Genomic DNA, 16,657 nt, shown 5'->3' with positions numbered 1-16,657 from the left:
AACGGATAACGGACTAAACCGGCTTGCCGACCTGATCGAGCAGCCAGGCCTGAAAGGCGCGGGCCAGCGCATTGTCCTGCCGTCCTTCCGGCAGGGCCACGTAATAGCTCTTGTCGGTCTGCAGCGGGATGTCGAAGACGATTTCGAGGCGGCCGGAGGCGATCTCCGCCTCGATGAGATATTTCGGCAGAAGGGCGAAACCGATGCCGCTCGCCGCAGCCTCGATGATCATGGAGAACTGGTCGAAACGGCTGCCCTGATAGGCATTATCAGCCGTCACCCCGTTCATTTCCAGCCATTCCGTCCATAGTTTCGGCCGCGTCGTCACATGCAGGAGCGGTTGCCCGGTCAGGTCCTGCGGCCGACTCACGCCGGCGCGGTGCAGCAGGGCGGGGCTCGCGACCGGCACGATCACCTCATTGCATAAAAATGTGCAGGTGCCATGCGCCCAGACCGGCTGGCCATAATGAATGGCGAGATCGAACCCTTCCTCGTCGAAATCGAAGGGGTGCGATCGTGAGCCGATCGTGATCGTCATATCAGGATTGGTGTCGATGAAGCGGGAGAGGCGCGGCATCAGCCAGCGGCTGCCGAATGTCGGCAGTGTCGCTACCGAAAGCGATGCCTGCGATGTTCCTGCCGAAACCGCGCGCACCATCAGCTGCTCGGATTGCTGCAGGAGGCGCCGCACATCGGGCAGGAATTTGCGCCCCGCCTCTGAAAGCACGACCCGCCTGCGGATGCGCTCGAACAGCTGCATTCCCGTCTGCGCTTCGAGTTCGCCGATCTGCCGGCTCACCGCGCTCTGCGTGAGGTTGAGTTCTTCCGCAGCACGCGTAAAATTGCCGTGCCGTGCCGCGCATTCGAACGCCTGCAGGGTAACGATGTCAGGGACCAGTCTTCGGCGTGGATCCATTCCATTCTCGCATCAACTTACCCGCTTTCCTCATTGGAAAAGGGTCATTATGGCCATATATGATTACGGGAAAGAATGGAACGGTGCAAAACGCCAGTTTCAAAGAACGAATGACAAATTCGGGGAAAGACGAGTGACGGGAGTTGAAAGCGCCGTATCAAAACGGCCTTTCCTCCCCTTTCAGCCAAAAGGACGATGGACATGGATGCGACCACGAAGCTCGACGTGAAACAGGAAGCCGCGGCCCTGCTCGACAGGATGGGCGTTGCCCGCGATCTCTATACCGGCGGCGATATGGCCTCCTTCAGCCCGGTGACCGGTGAACAGGTCGCGAGCCTCAAGACCATCTCGGTCGAAGGTGTCGCCGCCGTGGTCGACAGGGCCGATGCCGCCTTCAAGGTATGGCGCAATGTACCGGCGCCCCGCCGTGGCGAACTGATCCGGCTGCTCGGCGAAGAGCTGCGGGCTTTTAAGGCCGATCTCGGACGTCTCGTCTCGCTGGAAGCAGGCAAGGTTCCCTCCGAAGGTCTCGGCGAAGTGCAGGAAATGATCGATATCTGCGATTTCGCGGTCGGCCTTTCCCGCCAGCTTTATGGCCTCACCATCGCCACCGAACGCCCCGGCCACCGGATGATGGAAACCTGGCATCCGCTCGGCGTCGTCGGCGTCATCTCCGCCTTCAATTTCCCGGTCGCGGTGTGGTCGTGGAATGCGGCACTCGCCATCGTCTGCGGCAACTCGGTTGTCTGGAAGCCTTCGGAAAAGACGCCGCTCACGGCGCTGGCCGTTCAGGGCATCTTCGAACGCGCCGCCGCCCGTTTCGGTGATGCGCCGGAAGGCCTGTCCCAGCTGCTGATCGGCGACCGCGCCGTGGGTGAGGCATTGGTGGACAATCCCAAGGTGCCGCTCGTCTCGGCCACCGGCTCCACCCGCATGGGCCGCGATGTCGGCCCGCGTCTGGCGAAACGCTTCGCCCGCGCCATTCTGGAGCTTGGCGGCAACAATGCCGGCATCGTCTGCCCGTCCGCCGATCTCGACATGGCGCTGCGCGCCATCGCCTTCGGCGCCATGGGTACGGCCGGCCAGCGCTGCACCACGCTTCGCCGTCTCTTCGTGCATGACAGCGTTTATGACCAGCTCGTGCCGCGTCTGAAAAAGGCTTATGCCTCCGTTTCTGTCGGCAACCCGCTGGAAACCTCCGCACTCGTCGGCCCGCTGGTCGACAAGGCGGCTTTCGACGGCATGCAGAAGGCCCTCGAAGCGGCGAAAGCCCATGATGGCGTGGTAAATGGCGGCGGCCGTGTGGATACGGGTGCGCCGGATGCCTATTACGTCAAGCCGGCGCTTGTCGAAATGCCGAAGCAGGCGGGACCGGTGCTGGAAGAAACCTTCGCGCCGATCCTCTATGTCATGAAATACAGCGATCTCGACCAGGCGATTGACGACCATAACGCCGTCGCGGCTGGTCTTTCCTCATCGATCTTCACCCGCGATATGCAGGAATCGGAACGGTTCCTGTCGTCGGAAGGCTCCGATTGCGGCATTGCCAATGTCAATATCGGCACCTCGGGTGCGGAAATCGGTGGCGCCTTCGGCGGTGAGAAGGAAACCGGCGGCGGCCGTGAATCCGGTTCGGATGCGTGGAAGGCCTATATGCGCCGCGCCACCAACACCATCAACTACTCCAAGGCGCTGCCGCTGGCGCAGGGCGTTTCCTTCGATATCGAATAATCGCCTCGGCGATAGAAAAATTGATCCATCGTGCCGGCGCGGCGTCATCCGCGCCGGCATTTCTATTTGATGGGTCAGACGAGGGTGCCCGAGACGATTTGCGGAAAAGACGCATTTGCGCGGAATTTTATTCCCGCAATATCGCTCATATTGAATTATCGTCTCTCTATCGTTTTACTGGAAAACCCTAGCATTGCTCCATATCGTGAACCGGCCAGAGGGGCTGGTGACAAGGAGATGAAATGCCAGCCATCACCCGCCGTGCGCTTTCCGCCAGCCTTTTTGTTGCCGCCGCATTCTCCGTCCTGCCGCTGCAGGCGCAGGCGGCGGAAGAGCTGAAGATCGGTTATCAGAAAACCGGCCTGCCGGTTATCGCCCGGCAGCAGGGCGTCATTGAAAAGGCGCTCGAGGCCAAGGGCGTGAAGGTTTCCTGGGTCGAATTCACCGCAGGCCCGCCGCTGGTGGAGGCTTTGAATGTCGGCTCCATCAATGTCGGCTGGACCGGCGATGCGCCGCCGATCTTCGGGCAGGCGGCGGGTTCGGCCATCGTTTATGTCGCGGCTCTTCCCTCTAACGGCAAGGGCGAGGCGATCTTCACCAAGCCCGAAAGCGGCATCAAGTCGGTCGCCGATTTGAAGGGCAGGAAGGTCGGCGTCGGCAAAGGCACCAGCGCGCACAATCTGCTGGTCGCGGCGCTGGAGAAGAACGGGCTGAAGTTCAGCGATATCGAGGTGATCTATCTCAGCCCCGCCGATGCCGCGGCCGCTTTCGCCAGCGACAAGATTGAGGCCTGGGCCGTCTGGGATCCGTTCTACGCGATCGCCGAAACCCGCTACAAGCCGGTGACGCTTGCCCGCACCAGCGATGTGCTTGCGGTCAGCACCTATTTCCTCGCCAATCGCGATTATGCCAAATCCCATGCGGACACCATCAACACCACCATTGATGCGCTGGGCGAGGCGGCGAAATGGTCCGCCGCCAATCGCGACAAGGTTGCTGCCGCCCTGCATGAGGTGACGGGTGTTCCGCTGGAGGCGCAGACGTTGGCCGCGAACCGTTCTGAATTCGGCATTGCCAAGATTGACGACAAGATAATCGCCAGCCAGCAGGAAACCGCCGACCGCTTTTATCGTCTCGGCCTGATCCCGAAACAGATCAGCATCAAGGATGCCGTCTGGTCGGGCGCGACGAACTGAGCCGGAGGAAACGCCGTGAGCACCGGAAAGCGTATCGAGATTGGCGGAATCACAGGCTGGCTGCTCCCCGCACTCATTCTTGCAGGGTGGGAGGCGGCGGCGCGCGCCGGTCTGATTTCCGCCAATGTGCTTCCGGCCCCTTCCGCTGTCGCGGAAGCCTTCTGGCGGCTTTTGCTCTCGGGTGAGCTTGTCGCCAATATTGGCGTCAGTTCCGCCCGCGCACTCGCCGGTTTCGCCATCGGCGGTTCCATAGGCTTCATCTTCGGGCTGGCGAATGGCCTGTCCAGATTTTCCCGCAGCTTCACCGATACGACGCTGCAGATGATCCGCAACATTCCGCATCTGGCGCTCATTCCGCTCGTCATCCTGTGGTTCGGCATCGATGAGGAGGCGAAGCTCTTTCTCGTTGCGCTGGGAGTGTTTTTCCCGATCTACATCAACACGCTTCTCGGCATTCAGGGTGTCGATCCGCAACTGGTGGAGATGGGCCGCACTTATGGCATGTCGCCCTTTACGCTTTTCCGGCGAGTCATTCTGCCCGGCGCGCTGCCCGCCATCTTCACCGGCCTGCGTTATGCGCTCGGTATCATGTGGCTGACGCTTATCGTGGCGGAAACCATCTCTTCCTCCTCCGGCCTCGGCTACATGGCCATGCAGGCGCGCGAGTTCCTGCTGATCGATGTCGTCGTGCTGTCGATCCTCATCTATGCGCTTCTCGGCAAGCTGGCCGACAGTTTCGCCCGCTTCCTCGAAAGCATCTTCCTGCAATGGCATCCAGCCTTCAAGAAAGTCTGAGGTAACCCATGTCGACCGGTAATGTGACGACGCTGAGACGCCCCGATGCCCGGCCACCCATTCCGCCTGAAACGGAGGCGAAGACCGAACACCGCACGAAATCGACCGATGGCAAGGTCGCCTTCAGCTTCCGCAACGTCACGAAGAGCTTTGGTGACAAGCCGGTTCTGCGCGGCATCGATCTCGATGTGCGGGAAGGCGAGTTTCTGGCCGTCATCGGCAAAAGCGGCTGCGGCAAGAGCACGCTCCTGCGTATTCTGGCCGGTCTCGACACGCCGACGACCGGAACCGTCTCGAAAGACCCATCGAGCCGCACCCGTATGATGTTTCAGGAGCCGCGTCTTCTGCCGTGGGAGCGTATCGCGAATAACGTGTCCGTGGGGCTGACCGGCATCGCCAAAGGAGAGGCGGCAAAGGAGCAGGCCCTTGCCATTCTCGATGAGGTGGGCCTGAAGGACCGGGCGGGCGAATGGCCCTATGTGCTCTCGGGCGGCCAGAAGCAGCGCGTGGCGCTGGCGCGCGCTCTTGTCGCCCATCCGCAGATCCTGGCGCTGGATGAGCCGCTTGGCGCGCTCGATGCACTTACCCGCATCGAAATGCAGCTTCTGCTGGAGCGCATCTGGCGCAAGCAGAAATTCACCGCCGTCCTCGTCACCCATGATGTTTCCGAGGCCGTTGCTCTCGCGGATCGCATCGTCGTCATCGATGAGGGGCGCATCGCGCTCGATCTCGATGTGAAACTGCCGCGCCCGCGCCGCCACGGCACGGCGGAATTTGCGAGACTGGAAGAGCAGGTTCTGAACCAGCTCTTCGGCCGTGGTGATGTCAGCTGATAAAGGATGAACCGGCAGGGCCGAAGGCCCCGCCGGATAATATCATCAGCCAATGCTCATCAGGCTGGCATTGCCGCCGGCGGCTGTGGTGTTGACGCTGACGGAGACTTCTTCGACCAGCCAGTCGAGATTATAGGGCTGGCTTTCACTGGTAAGCGCTTCCGTTGTCGCGGCCTGAACGAGAACCAGCGGGCCGGGCAGGGCGGCGATCTTTTTGTTGACCGCCACGATACGCTCCGCATCGCCCTCGACCAGTGCGCCGGCGAAGGGACCGGACTTTGCCCAGTCATCCGCCCAGACAATCCGTGAGGTCACGGTTGCGGGCAGTCCGTAAATGGATTTTTCCAGTCCCGACGCATTGTCGATGACAACCGAGTTACCCGTGGAAAGCGCCGCGGCAAGCTGGCGGTAGAGCCCCTGTTCAGTTGCCGGCACCAGCAGGATTTTGCCGCGTGGATGCAGCGCATAGACGTTGCGTTCGCCGACAGGACCCGCCAGCTCGGTTTCGAAGCCAAGGCCGGAAAGTGCTGCCGCCTGCCGTGCGGCTTCGGCCGCGACGGTTTCGCCGTTTTCGTCCAGCCAGCGGGCGAGATCGACGGCTGCCTGATCCTGCTGGCTCGCAACGCGGTCGATCCTCGGCGCTTCCTGCGTCATGCGGCCGAGATAGAGCGGGCCGCCAGCCTTGGGACCGGTACCGGAAAGGCCGCGTCCGCCAAAGGGCTGTACGCCGACCACCGCGCCGATGATGTTGCGGTTCACATAAAGATTGCCGGCCGCGACACGCGACAGGACGTGCTGGATCGTATCGTCAAGACGCGTATGCAGGCCGAAGGTCAGGCCATAGCCGGTGGCGTTGATCTGGTCGATCAGCCGGTCGAGATTGTCGCGCTTGAAGCGGATGACATGCAGCACCGGCCCGAAGACTTCGCGCTTCAGATCGGCCAGCGATTTCATCTCGATGATCGTCGGCGGCACGAAGGTGCCCTTGCCGGTTTCTCCAGCAAGCTCGATCTGTTCGATCCGGTGGCCGAGCCCGCGCATGCCCTCGATGTGCTTTTCGATGATGCCCTTCGCCTCGGCGGTGATGACAGGGCCGACATCGACGGAAAGCCGGTCGGTACGGCCGATGCGCAGCTCATGCAGCGCGCCCTTCAGCATGGTCAGCGTGCGATCCGCCACATCTTCCTGCAGGCAGAGAATGCGCAGCGCCGAGCAGCGCTGGCCGGCGCTGTCGAAGGCAGACGCGATGACATCGGCGACGACCTGCTCGGCAAGCGCCGAGGAATCGACGATCATGGCGTTCTGGCCGCCAGTCTCGGCAATCAGCGGAACCGGCTGGCCATTGGCCAGAACCCGGCCGGCAAGCTGGCCCTGAATGAGCCGTGCCACTTCCGTCGAGCCGGTGAACATCACGCCCGCCGTCAGCGGGGAGCCGACGAGTGCCGCACCCGTCTTGCCGTCGCCCGGCAGAAGCTGCACGGCATCCTGCGGAACGCCGGCCTCATGCAGCAGGCGCACGCCCTGGGCCGCGATCAGCGGCGTTTCTTCGGCGGGCTTCGCCAGAACCGGATTGCCGGCAACCAGCGCCGCCGTGACCTGACCGATGAAGATGGCGAGCGGGAAATTCCAGGGGCTGATACAGACGACCGGACCGAGCGGCATCTCGCCGGTCTTGAAGTTCCTGCGGGCTTCCGCCGCATAATAACGCAGGAAGTCGATGGCCTCGCGCACTTCGGCAATGGCGTTCGGCATGGATTTTCCCGCCTCGCGCATGATGAGGCCGAGCAGGGCGGGCATTTCGGCCTGCATGGCGTCGGCGGCGCGCTCCAGGCAGGCGGCGCGTTCTTCCACCGGGGTGGAAGGCCAGTTCGAGGCTGCTGCCCGCTGCATGGCGGCTTCGACATCGGCCTGCGTCGGTTCTGTCACATGGCCGACGATATCATTGTGGTCGCCGGGATTGAGAACCGGGCGCGTGTTGCCACCTGCCTGTGGCGCTGTGGCTTTCCATTCGGTCGCAGCACCTGCTTTCAGGGTATTGTCCAGTGCAGAGAGCGTCGTTTCACTGGAAAGATCGAGGCCGGCGGAGTTTTTACGTTCCGGGCCGAACAGGTCGGCGGGCGCGGCGATGCGGTCATGCCGTGCGCCGGGAACGGCATAGGCCTTGACCACCGCGACCGGGTCTTCCAGCAGGGAGTCCACCGGTACGGCGGGATCGGCAATGCGGTTGACGAAGGAAGAGTTCGCGCCGTTTTCCAGCAGGCGGCGGACGAGATAGGCCAGCAGCGTCTCATGGGTGCCGACGGGGGCATAAAAACGGCAGGGCCGGTCGAGCTTCTTCTTGCCGACGACTTCGCTGTAAAGCGGTTCGCCCATGCCATGCAGGCACTGGAACTCGTAGTCGCCGAGTTTGAAGTCAGGACCGGCGAGATGGTAGATCGTCGCCATGGACTGCGCGTTATGGGTCGCAAATTGCGGGAAGACCAGATCGCGCGCGGCGAGCAGCTTGCGGGCGCAGGCGATGTAGGAGACGTCAGTGTGGACCTTGCGGGTGAAGACCGGGAAATCTTCCAGCCCTTCCACCTGCGCGCGCTTGATTTCCGCATCCCAGTAAGCGCCCTTGACGAGGCGCACCATGATGCGGCGTCCCGAACGGCGGGCGAGATCAATGATGTAATCCAGAACGAAGGGGCAGCGGCGGCCATAGGCCTGCACGACGAAACCGAGGCCGTTCCAGCCGGCGAGGTCCTTGTCGAGCGCCAGTTCCTCCAGAAGGTCAAGCGACAGTTCCAGCCGGTCGGCTTCCTCCGCGTCGATATTGAGGCCGATATCGTATTTCTTGCTGAGCAGCATCAGCGATTTGACGCGCGGCAAAAGCTCCGCCATCACCCGCTCGGCCTGGGCACGGGCGTAACGCGGATGCAGCGCCGAAAGCTTGATCGAAATGCCTGGCCCGCCATAGATGCCGCGGCCGGCAGACGCCTTGCCGATGGCGTGGATGGCGTTTTCGTAATCCTTGTAATAACGCTCCGCATCCTTCGCGGTGGTCGCGGCTTCGCCCAGCATGTCGTAGGAATATTGGAAGCCCTGTTCTTCCAGCGGCTTCGAACGCTTGATCGCTTCGCCGATCGTCTCCCCGGTCACGAATTGCTCGCCCATCATGCGCATGGCCATGTCGACGCCACGGCGGATGACGGGTTCGCCGGCCCGGGCGATCAGCTTGGTGAGCGCCGCCGAAAGGCCGCTGTCATTGACCGTCGAGGTCAGCTTGCCGGTGATGACGAGCCCCCAGGTTGCGGCATTGACGAAGAGCGAGCGCCCGCCGCCAATATGGGATTTCCAGTCACCGCGCGCGATCTTGTCGCGGATCAGCGCGTCGCGGGTGGCGGTGTCGGGAATGCGCAGCAGCGCTTCGGCAAGGCACATCAGCGCCACGCCCTCATGGCTGGAAAGCGAATATTCCTGCACAAGCCCCTCGACGCCGGTGCCCTTGGTCTTGGCACGCAATGCCTCGATCAGTTTTCGGGCAGTGTCGCGAATGGCTTTCGCCTCTTCAGCCGTCACCGTTGCCGCGTCGAGCAGTGGCGCAAGGCATTCTTCTTCGGGGCGGCGATAGGCGGCGGTGATTGCCTTGCGTAGCAGGCTCTGCTCGCGCACCGGCGGTGCAAAATTCTGGAAGATACCGTTCGCCATTACACCGGCGTTGCTTGCACCATCGGCCATTCTGAAAATCCTGAAAAAGCTGTTGAAGACAGACCGTCGGCGGCAGCGTGTCCTCCGCCCGCCGCTTGTCATCCTGTCGCAGACAATATCATCATCGCAGAAATTGCTATGGCCCTATTTTCAGGATAAAACAGGCAATATGAACTTTTATTTTTCAGATTTGGCGTGAAATCACATGGCAAACAGTCAGAAAACAGACGGTCTGGACCACTTCGATCTCAAGATTCTCGAGGCGCTCAGCGAGGATGGGCGCATGTCCGTTCTGCAATTGTCGAAAAGGGTAGGCCTTTCCAAGACGCCCTGCCAGACGCGGCTGAAGCGGCTGGTGGATGAGGGCTATATTCTCGGCTTCCGCGCCATGCTCAACCCGGAGAAGCTCGGCGTCGATCACATCGCCTTCGCTGAGGTGAAACTCTCCGATACGCGGGAAAAGGCGCTGGAGGAGTTCAACACGGCGGTGCGCAAGATCAAGGAAGTGGAGGAGTGCCACATGATCGCCGGCGCCTTCGATTATCTTCTGAAGGTGCGCACCAGCGATATCCGCAAATACCGAAGGGTACTCGGTGAGAAGATCTCCAGCCTGCCATCCGTCTCCAACACCTCGACATTCGTGGTCATGCAATCGGTGAAGGAAACCGGCATCTGAAAAGCGGACATAAAAAAACGGGCAGGCGACTGCCTGCCCGTTTTGGCTGTTCGGTTTTCTCAGCGCGCCGTGGCTGCGGCGGTGACCGCGCTCATCTGCGCGTCCGGACCAAACTCGTTTTCGTTTTCGATGCCCAGCAATTCCTGCAGGCGCAGTCTTGCACGGCTGACACGGCTCTTGATCGTGCCGACCGGGCAGCCGCAGATTTCGGCGGCTTCCTCATAGGCAAAACCCGAGGCGCCGATCAGCAGGATGGCTTCACGCTGGTCATCCGGCAACTTTGCGAGTGCTGCCCGGAAATCCTGAAGATCCACCGAACCATGCTGTTCGGGCGGGACTGACAGGCGCGAGGTATAGACCCCGTCCGTATCCTGCACCTCACGGCCGGATTTGCGGATCTGGCTATAGAACTCGTTGCGCAGGATCGTCACCAGCCATGCGCGCATGTTGGTGCCCGGCTGGTAGCTGTCCTGTTTGGCCCAGGCCTTCATGATCGTGTCCTGCACGAGGTCGTCAGCACGATCCCTCGAGCGGATAAGCGATATCGCGAATGCCCGCAGGTTTGGCAGCGCCGCCAGCATTTCCCGCTTGAAATTGTATTCTGTCTGCTCTGGCTCTTTCGCCATCATTCCTCCGAAGCCTTGGCTTTGGCTTTATTTTCGGCTTCATCGAGTTTCTCGAGAAGATCGAGGAATTTGTCAGGGATGCCCTCTTCCTGAACGGCATCGTAGAGCTCCCTGAGCTTACGGGAAATCACCGCCCGCCCGGAGTGCGGGACCTGGGGGGCGGCTGGATTGTCCGGAGATTCTTGGTCCGATTGAAATATGTTCATAACGTCCGGTATTCCTTTTGTGTCGTGGCAAATAATGCGCGGTAAAAAAAATAGTTCCGGCGATCCGGAACTATTTTTGCGATGCGCACGTTGCTATCGTGGGTTTGCGCTGCAGACCGCATGAAAGGGGAGAATTCCATGTCAGTTTCTACACGCATCGCACCGCACCTGCCATATCTGCGCAGGTTCGCGCGTGCCGTTTGCGGCTCTCAATCCACGGGCGATGCCTATGTTGCGGCAACACTCGAAGCTCTGATCGCCGATATCAGCATTTTCCCGCAGACAAGCGGCGATCGCGTTTCGCTCTATCAATTGTTCGTATCGATCTTTAGTTCCGTCACGATCAATATTAAGACCGATGAAAACCTGTCGGGATGGGAAAAACGCGCCTCGGCCAACCTCTCCGCCGTGCCGGCGCTGGCCCGTCAGGCTTTCCTTTTGACGACTGTCGAAGAATTCACGCCATCGGAAACCGCAGAGGTTCTGAAGGTCTCCGAAGATCAGGTCGGCAAGCTGATCGATGAGGCGGCGTCTGAAATCGCCCGGCAGGTGGCGACCGATATCATGATCATCGAGGACGAGCCTCTGATCGCCATGGATATCGAACAGATGGTCACCGATCTCGGCCACCGTGTCACGGGCATTGCCCGCACTCACACCGAAGCGCTCGAGCTCTTCCATCGCACCCAGCCGAAGATGATCCTCGCCGATATCCAGCTCGCCGATGGCAGTTCCGGTCTCGATGCGATGAAGGACATCCTGCAGATGACCACCCTCCCGGTGATCTTCATCACGGCTTTCCCCGAACGTCTTCTGACGGGCGAGCGGCCGGAGCCGACCTTCCTTGTGACGAAGCCGTTTAATCCGGACATGGTGAAAGCGCTTATCAGCCAAGCCCTGTTTTTCAACGAAAGCTCACGCGTCGCGGCGTGAATTTTGCCGAAACCGCGGACTGACCGGGAACCAGTCTGGTGCCCGGGCGTTGGCGGTTACGGTCGTGGGGATGCCCCGCGGCTTTCTGCAAGGAGATGAATTTGCATCGGCTGGCATGGCATAACGCGGAGAGGAACGAAAGCGAACTTCACGACTCGCTCGTCCTCGCCTTGCTCGATTCGGGTGAGACAGTCATGCTGCAGGACTGGAACCGCGACTATATATTCGTGGCCAATCTGCCGGATGTCTGGAAACTTCCGGCAGATTCCCATCCGACAGATGAAAATCTGTTTGGCAACGATCTGTCAGCGCGGCTTGCCGAACTCAAGAAGGACATGCACACGGCGGGCAGCCGCGGCATGCTGGAAGTCAATGCCGGCAATGATCGCGTCTTCCAGTTTCAAGTCCATTCCACCTTCAACCAAACGGACCAGGTGGTGATGAAAACCACCATTCGCGAAGTGACGGCGGAAAGGCGGCGCGAGCAGCTTCTGCGCTCGCTGTTGCGCGAGGTCAGCCACCGCTCCAAGAACCTGCTGGCGATCATCCAGAGCCTTGCCGGCCAGACGGCCCGCTTCAGCCTCACCAAGGATGATTTTCTGCGCAAGTTCCGGGGGCGGCTGCACGCTCTTGCCCAAAGTCAGGATCTCATCACGGATTCGGACTGGCGGGGTGCGCGTATATTCGAGCTGCTGCGCCAGCAATTTGATCTTTACGTGCCGGAATATCCGAACCTCATCCATATGGAAGGGGAGAACCTTCTCCTCAACCCGAATGGTGCGCTCTATATCGGACTTGCCTTCCATGAGCTGGTTGTCAACACCGTCAGCCATAGCGGCAATCTTGCCTACCACCCGCCCATAACCCTGCAATGTCGCCAGGAGGGTGATTTTTATGTCGTCGAATGGAATGAGCCGATGATGCCGTCGAAAGAGCCGGCGGAGGCCCGGCGCGGCAGCTTCGGCAGTGTCGTGCTGGAAAAGGTGGTTCCGTCCGCATTGGGGGGAAGCGCCGAGTATCAGTTGACGCCTGAACGGATCGTCTACCGGCTGAGATTTCCCTCCGGCGACAGCGCGGACGCCTGAAATCCGTCTGTTCCTCGCAGAGCCGGGTCTAACTTCCATTTCGTGAAGATAAAAAACAAAAAGCACGGCCCATGAAAGAGCCGTGCTATTTTTATGACAGGTTTTCAGGGGTGAAACCTGTTTATTTTCAGCCAAGCTTCAGGCGGGGACGGGGGAATTGCTTGGCCTGCAGTAAAAACACGCATGGCCGGATTCGGTTCCCGAAAAATGCGTTTTTTTAACATTACGCAAGATATCAGCCATTTTTCGCTGCTTTTTGCTATCCGTATGGCGGAGACGGCCCGCCAGCGGACGGCCTCAGTGCGTGCCTGTCTGTTCCGATCGTTTGGGCGTGAAATAACGGATCGGCGCTTCCAGAGACCACTCGAAGCCGGATTCGCGATATTCCGTCACCACCTGCCCGCCGAAGGCGCCTTCCGCATGCCTTTTGATGACCGTGGTGCCGAAGCCCTTGCGGCTTGGCTCTCTCGCCGGTGGTCCGCCCGTTTCGGTCCAGACGAGATGGATCATCTGCCGCCCGTCCTTTTCAAGCGACTGCCATCGCACCGTGATTTTTCCTGATGGAACCGACAATGAGCCATATTTGATGGAATTCGTCGTCAGCTCATGGATTACCAGGCCGAAATTCTGCGCCGCTTCCGGAGAGAGCATGAAATCATCTCCCACCAGCATGATGCGCTGCGCCACGGTGCCGAAAACATCGAGGTGGGTCTCGATCAGCTTGCGGATAGGCAGGCCCTGCCATTGAACCTCCGCCAATGCCCGGATCGACATTCCAAGACCGCGCAGGCGGTGATCCACCTCCTTCTGGAATTCCGGAATGCTTTTATTCTCGCGCCCCAATTGCCGTATCATCGCCTGAACCAGCGTCAGAATGTTCTTGGAGCGGTGCACCAGTTCGTGCAGCAGCAATTGCAGCCGCTCTTCCGACTGGCTTCTGTCAAAAGACGCGTTGGAGAGTGCGATGGCGACCTGGTTCGCTTCCTTTATCTTGGTATCGACAGGGGCGACGATTTCGCCTTCGCCGATGCGCTCGGCCATCAGGGTCAGGTCACGAATGGAGCTGCGCAATTGCCGGCCGACCAGATAGGCGCCACCAATGGCGATCAGCACCAGCACAAGGCTGCCGATCATCATCTGTCGCCATGTATCCACCAGCACCGCCTGGCTCGCCGCAAGCGGCCCCCACATCACGGTCCTCCATTGCCAGCCCGGCAATTGGGCATAGGCATAGAGATTACCTTTGCCGTCAAAAAAATTGCCGCTGAAGGCCTGCATTTCCGAGAGTACGTCAGGGTTGACGAAGGGTTTGCCCACTTCCGCCTCATCCTGCGCGCTGGAAACGACGACGCGATTGGTCCCGTCGATAATGGCGACCGCCCAGTTGCGCGGCAGGTTTTCCGTGGGGATCAGCCGGCTGAGGTCGCTGGCATTCTGCGTCAGGATCAGGGCATCCCCGGCCGAATCCAGTTCCGGGCCAAGCGGCAAGGTAACGTTGAACACCCATTCCTTGCTGGTCGAGCCGAAAAACATGTCCGAGACGGTGATGCGACGGGAGTCGACCGCCCTGGCCAGATTGGCTTCCTCCGGCACCTTGCCGAGTGGCTGGCCATAGGGCACCCGGGTGTTGAGACGCTGCTGGCCGTCCTTGGTGGCGAGAATGGCGTAGAGGCCCTCCCGCTTCAGGCTGTCTGCGACGCGTCCCTGAAATGCGGCAAGGTTGCCGTTCTCGAGTTCCGGAAATTGCGACAGGAGATTGAGCGAGGTGGCGATTTCCTGCAGGCGGCGGTCGATGTTGCGGGAGACCACCCGCACATCCTCGATGGTTTCCCGCTGCAGGTCGTCGCGTTTTTCCGCCTCGAGGCGGAGCATCAGATAGCCGCCGAAAAGAATGAGCGGGAGCGTGATGACAGTCGCCATCACCACCAGATAGGTGCCGATGGAGGCGGTGGGGAAAAAATTCGCACTGCGCCGACGCAAAGCCGAGATCATGTCTTTCAGTCTGTCGCCGGGTCGAGGCATACAAAAAACTCCGGCAGTTATGGCATTGTTACGACACGGATAATACCGTGCCATCCCCCTTTAGCAATGCCTGATTTTTACCTTCGGTTGTTGCGGCAGGCCGCAATTGCGTCGGTGTGATTGAAAAAATCGGAACTATTTCAACGACCAACCCGTTTGCCAGACGAACCGGCCGAAAAGCGGACATGAAATTCATCCCCGCCGGCCAGTTGAGAACGATGAAAGGAAGGTACGAAATGGCTAAGAAACTTACGATACTCGTCACCGCCGCCCTGATGGGCACGACGGCTTTCGCGCCGCTGGCCATCGCTCAGGGCACTACCCAGCCTGCGCCGGCAAATCCGAGCACGCAGACGGAGCCGGCGACCCCTGCCACCCCCATGACGCCTGCGGCTCCTGCGGCCAATGACAGCGCGGCTGCAACGACGGGCGGCGCCTATCTGACCGAACAGGGAGAAACGCAGGTCAGCGCCAACGACTATATCGGCAAGTCGGTCTATACAGCGGCCGATGAAAGCATCGGTAACGTCACCAACCTGATCATGGAAGAAGATGGTGGTCTCGTTGCGGCTGTGATTGGCGTCGGCGGCTTCCTGGGCATCGGCGCAAAGGACGTTGCCGTTCCCATGGACAAGGTAACGATGACGCGTAATGCGCAGGACGGCACGATCCGCCTGACGACGACGGAAACGGCGGAAACGCTGAAGGCCGCTCCCGAATTCAAGACGCTGGAACAGAAGGCCAGCGAAAAGAATGCGGCAGTGCCGGCGGCTCCCGACAGCACGACGACGTCCGCCACCAAGCCCTAATTCCCATACCTGGGAGGCAGGAGCGGGACCGGCTTTCATCAGCCGTCCCGCGGGAGGCACCGGCCAGAAGGCCGGTGTCTTTTTTGTATCTGGTCGCTGATTACTCAGTCCCCGGCATTGCGGGAGGAATGCCACGCCCAGGCGGATTTGATGATGTCGGCCAGGGAATAACGCGGTTCCCAGCCCAGAACTTCTTTCGCCTTGTCATTATTCGCGACAAGCGTCGTGGAATCGCCGTCGCGGCGTCCGGTATATTCAACGGGGAAGGGGCGGCCGGAGACTTCCGAAATCGCCGCCAGCAGTTCCTTCACCGTGGTGCCGGTGCCGGTGCCGAGGTTGAGTTCGACGGTTTCCCCGCCATCCAGCAGATAATCCACCGCCCTCACATGCGCATCGGCAAGATCGAGAATGTGGATATAGTCGCGCACGCAGGTGCCATCGCGTGTGTCGTAATCCGTGCCGAACACCTTGAAGCCCTGACGCCGGCCGAGCGCCGCCTCGATGGCAAGCGGGATCGCATGGGTTTCCGGCTTGTGCCATTCGCCGATGCGGCCTTCGAAATCCGCGCCCGCGGCATTGAAGTAGCGCAGCATGACGGAGCGAAGCCCCTTATAGGTGCTGTAATCCTTCAGCGCCTGCTCCACCACCCATTTGGTGCGGCCATAGGGGTTGATCGGCGCCTGCCGGTGCGTCTCGTCGATCGGCACCTGTTCCGGCAAACCATACGTGGCGCAGGTGGAGGAGAAAACGAATGACGTGACGCCGGCATCGATGGCGGCGGAGAGCAGGTTGAGCGAGCCGATGACGTTGTTGTCGTAGAAAGCCACGGGCTGCTTGACCGATTCACCGACTTCGATCAGTGCGGCGAAGTGGAGAACGGCTTCCGGCCGGTGTTTGGCGAAGACCTCGTCCAGCCGCGCCCGGTCGCGAATATCGCCCTGTTCGAAGGGTCCCCAGCGGACGAATTCCTCATGGCCGTTGGACAGATTGTCGAAAACGACAGGTTCATATCCTCGCTCAGACAGGAGAAGGCAGGTGTGCGAACCGATATAGCCGGCACCGCCGACGACAAGGACTTTCTTCTTCATCAATTGCCTTTCAGAAAATTACGGACGCGCCGAGACTCTATGTCACTTTGT

At 60.5% G+C, this 16,657-nt stretch carries 14 protein-coding genes; 8 read left to right on the top strand and 6 right to left on the bottom strand.

The genetic code is table 11. The annotated features are described in order from the left end of the window. Window positions 1-13: 13 nt before the first annotated feature. Window positions 14-916, bottom strand: a complete 903-nt coding sequence (locus QRN60_RS14710) for a LysR family transcriptional regulator (RefSeq protein WP_111784248.1) — start codon at window positions 914-916, stop codon at window positions 14-16. A 201-nt stretch (window positions 917-1,117) separates the two neighbouring features. Between QRN60_RS14710 and amaB the strand changes: the two genes are divergently transcribed. The 4 genes from amaB (at window position 1,118) to QRN60_RS14690 (ending at window position 5,471) form a co-directional block, all read left to right on the top strand. Beyond that, window positions 1,118-2,647: an L-piperidine-6-carboxylate dehydrogenase gene (gene amaB, locus QRN60_RS14705; RefSeq protein ID WP_077998595.1), complete on the top strand. Its 1,530-nt coding sequence runs from the start codon at window positions 1,118-1,120 to the stop codon at window positions 2,645-2,647. Window positions 2,648-2,889: 242 nt separating this feature from the next. After that, window positions 2,890-3,843 (top strand): sulfonate ABC transporter substrate-binding protein, encoded by a 954-nt coding sequence (locus tag QRN60_RS14700; RefSeq protein ID WP_111793000.1) that lies wholly within the window; start codon window positions 2,890-2,892, stop codon window positions 3,841-3,843. Between the two features lie 15 nt (window positions 3,844-3,858). Then, window positions 3,859-4,638 carry an ABC transporter permease subunit gene (locus tag QRN60_RS14695; protein WP_111793001.1) on the top strand — a complete coding sequence of 260 codons (780 nt, stop codon included), beginning with the start codon at window positions 3,859-3,861 and terminating at the stop codon, window positions 4,636-4,638. A gap of 8 nt (window positions 4,639-4,646) precedes the next feature. Further along, entirely contained in the window at window positions 4,647-5,471 is an 825-nt protein-coding gene (locus QRN60_RS14690; protein ID WP_020009952.1) for an ABC transporter ATP-binding protein, read from the top strand. A 45-nt stretch (window positions 5,472-5,516) separates the two neighbouring features. On the opposite strand, the gene putA is transcribed toward QRN60_RS14690, so the two are convergent. Beyond that, window positions 5,517-9,191 (bottom strand): trifunctional transcriptional regulator/proline dehydrogenase/L-glutamate gamma-semialdehyde dehydrogenase, encoded by a 3,675-nt coding sequence (putA, locus tag QRN60_RS14685; RefSeq protein WP_111793002.1) that lies wholly within the window; start codon window positions 9,189-9,191, stop codon window positions 5,517-5,519. A 175-nt stretch (window positions 9,192-9,366) separates the two neighbouring features. Between putA and QRN60_RS14680 the strand changes: the two genes are divergently transcribed. Further along, a complete protein-coding gene (locus tag QRN60_RS14680; protein WP_003508741.1) occupies window positions 9,367-9,837 on the top strand; it encodes an Lrp/AsnC family transcriptional regulator in 471 nt (156 codons plus the stop codon). A gap of 59 nt (window positions 9,838-9,896) precedes the next feature. On the opposite strand, the gene QRN60_RS14675 is transcribed toward QRN60_RS14680, so the two are convergent. After that, window positions 9,897-10,463: an RNA polymerase sigma factor gene (locus QRN60_RS14675; protein ID WP_003508744.1), complete on the bottom strand. Its 567-nt coding sequence runs from the start codon at window positions 10,461-10,463 to the stop codon at window positions 9,897-9,899. Then, on the bottom strand, window positions 10,463-10,669 hold the full coding sequence (locus tag QRN60_RS14670; protein WP_003508746.1) for a NepR family anti-sigma factor: 207 nt from the start codon (window positions 10,667-10,669) through the stop codon (window positions 10,463-10,465). Before QRN60_RS14670 ends, QRN60_RS14675 begins: the two co-directional genes overlap by 1 nt. A gap of 138 nt (window positions 10,670-10,807) precedes the next feature. On the opposite strand from QRN60_RS14670, the gene QRN60_RS14665 reads away from it, so the two are divergent. Next, window positions 10,808-11,602, top strand: a complete 795-nt coding sequence (locus QRN60_RS14665) for a response regulator (RefSeq protein WP_003508747.1) — start codon at window positions 10,808-10,810, stop codon at window positions 11,600-11,602. 95 nt (window positions 11,603-11,697) lie between these two features. After that, window positions 11,698-12,687 (top strand): sensor histidine kinase, encoded by a 990-nt coding sequence (locus QRN60_RS14660; RefSeq protein ID WP_035213313.1) that lies wholly within the window; start codon window positions 11,698-11,700, stop codon window positions 12,685-12,687. A 297-nt stretch (window positions 12,688-12,984) separates the two neighbouring features. Here the strand turns inward: QRN60_RS14660 and QRN60_RS14655 are convergent, their stop codons facing one another. Then, complete coding sequence (locus tag QRN60_RS14655) at window positions 12,985-14,709, bottom strand: sensor histidine kinase (RefSeq protein WP_003508750.1); 1,725 nt, start codon at window positions 14,707-14,709, stop codon at window positions 12,985-12,987. A gap of 236 nt (window positions 14,710-14,945) precedes the next feature. Between QRN60_RS14655 and QRN60_RS14650 the strand changes: the two genes are divergently transcribed. Then, window positions 14,946-15,518: a PRC-barrel domain-containing protein gene (locus QRN60_RS14650; protein ID WP_060727494.1), complete on the top strand. Its 573-nt coding sequence runs from the start codon at window positions 14,946-14,948 to the stop codon at window positions 15,516-15,518. A 104-nt stretch (window positions 15,519-15,622) separates the two neighbouring features. On the opposite strand, the gene galE is transcribed toward QRN60_RS14650, so the two are convergent. Next, window positions 15,623-16,606 (bottom strand): UDP-glucose 4-epimerase GalE, encoded by a 984-nt coding sequence (galE, locus tag QRN60_RS14645; protein WP_060727493.1) that lies wholly within the window; start codon window positions 16,604-16,606, stop codon window positions 15,623-15,625. Window positions 16,607-16,657 lie beyond the last annotated feature (51 nt).

It is taken from the genome of Agrobacterium sp. CFBP2214 (assembly GCF_030209895.1).
Classification (GTDB): domain Bacteria; phylum Pseudomonadota; class Alphaproteobacteria; order Rhizobiales; family Rhizobiaceae; genus Agrobacterium; species Agrobacterium radiobacter.
This window is presented reverse-complemented; position numbering and strand designations above follow the sequence as displayed.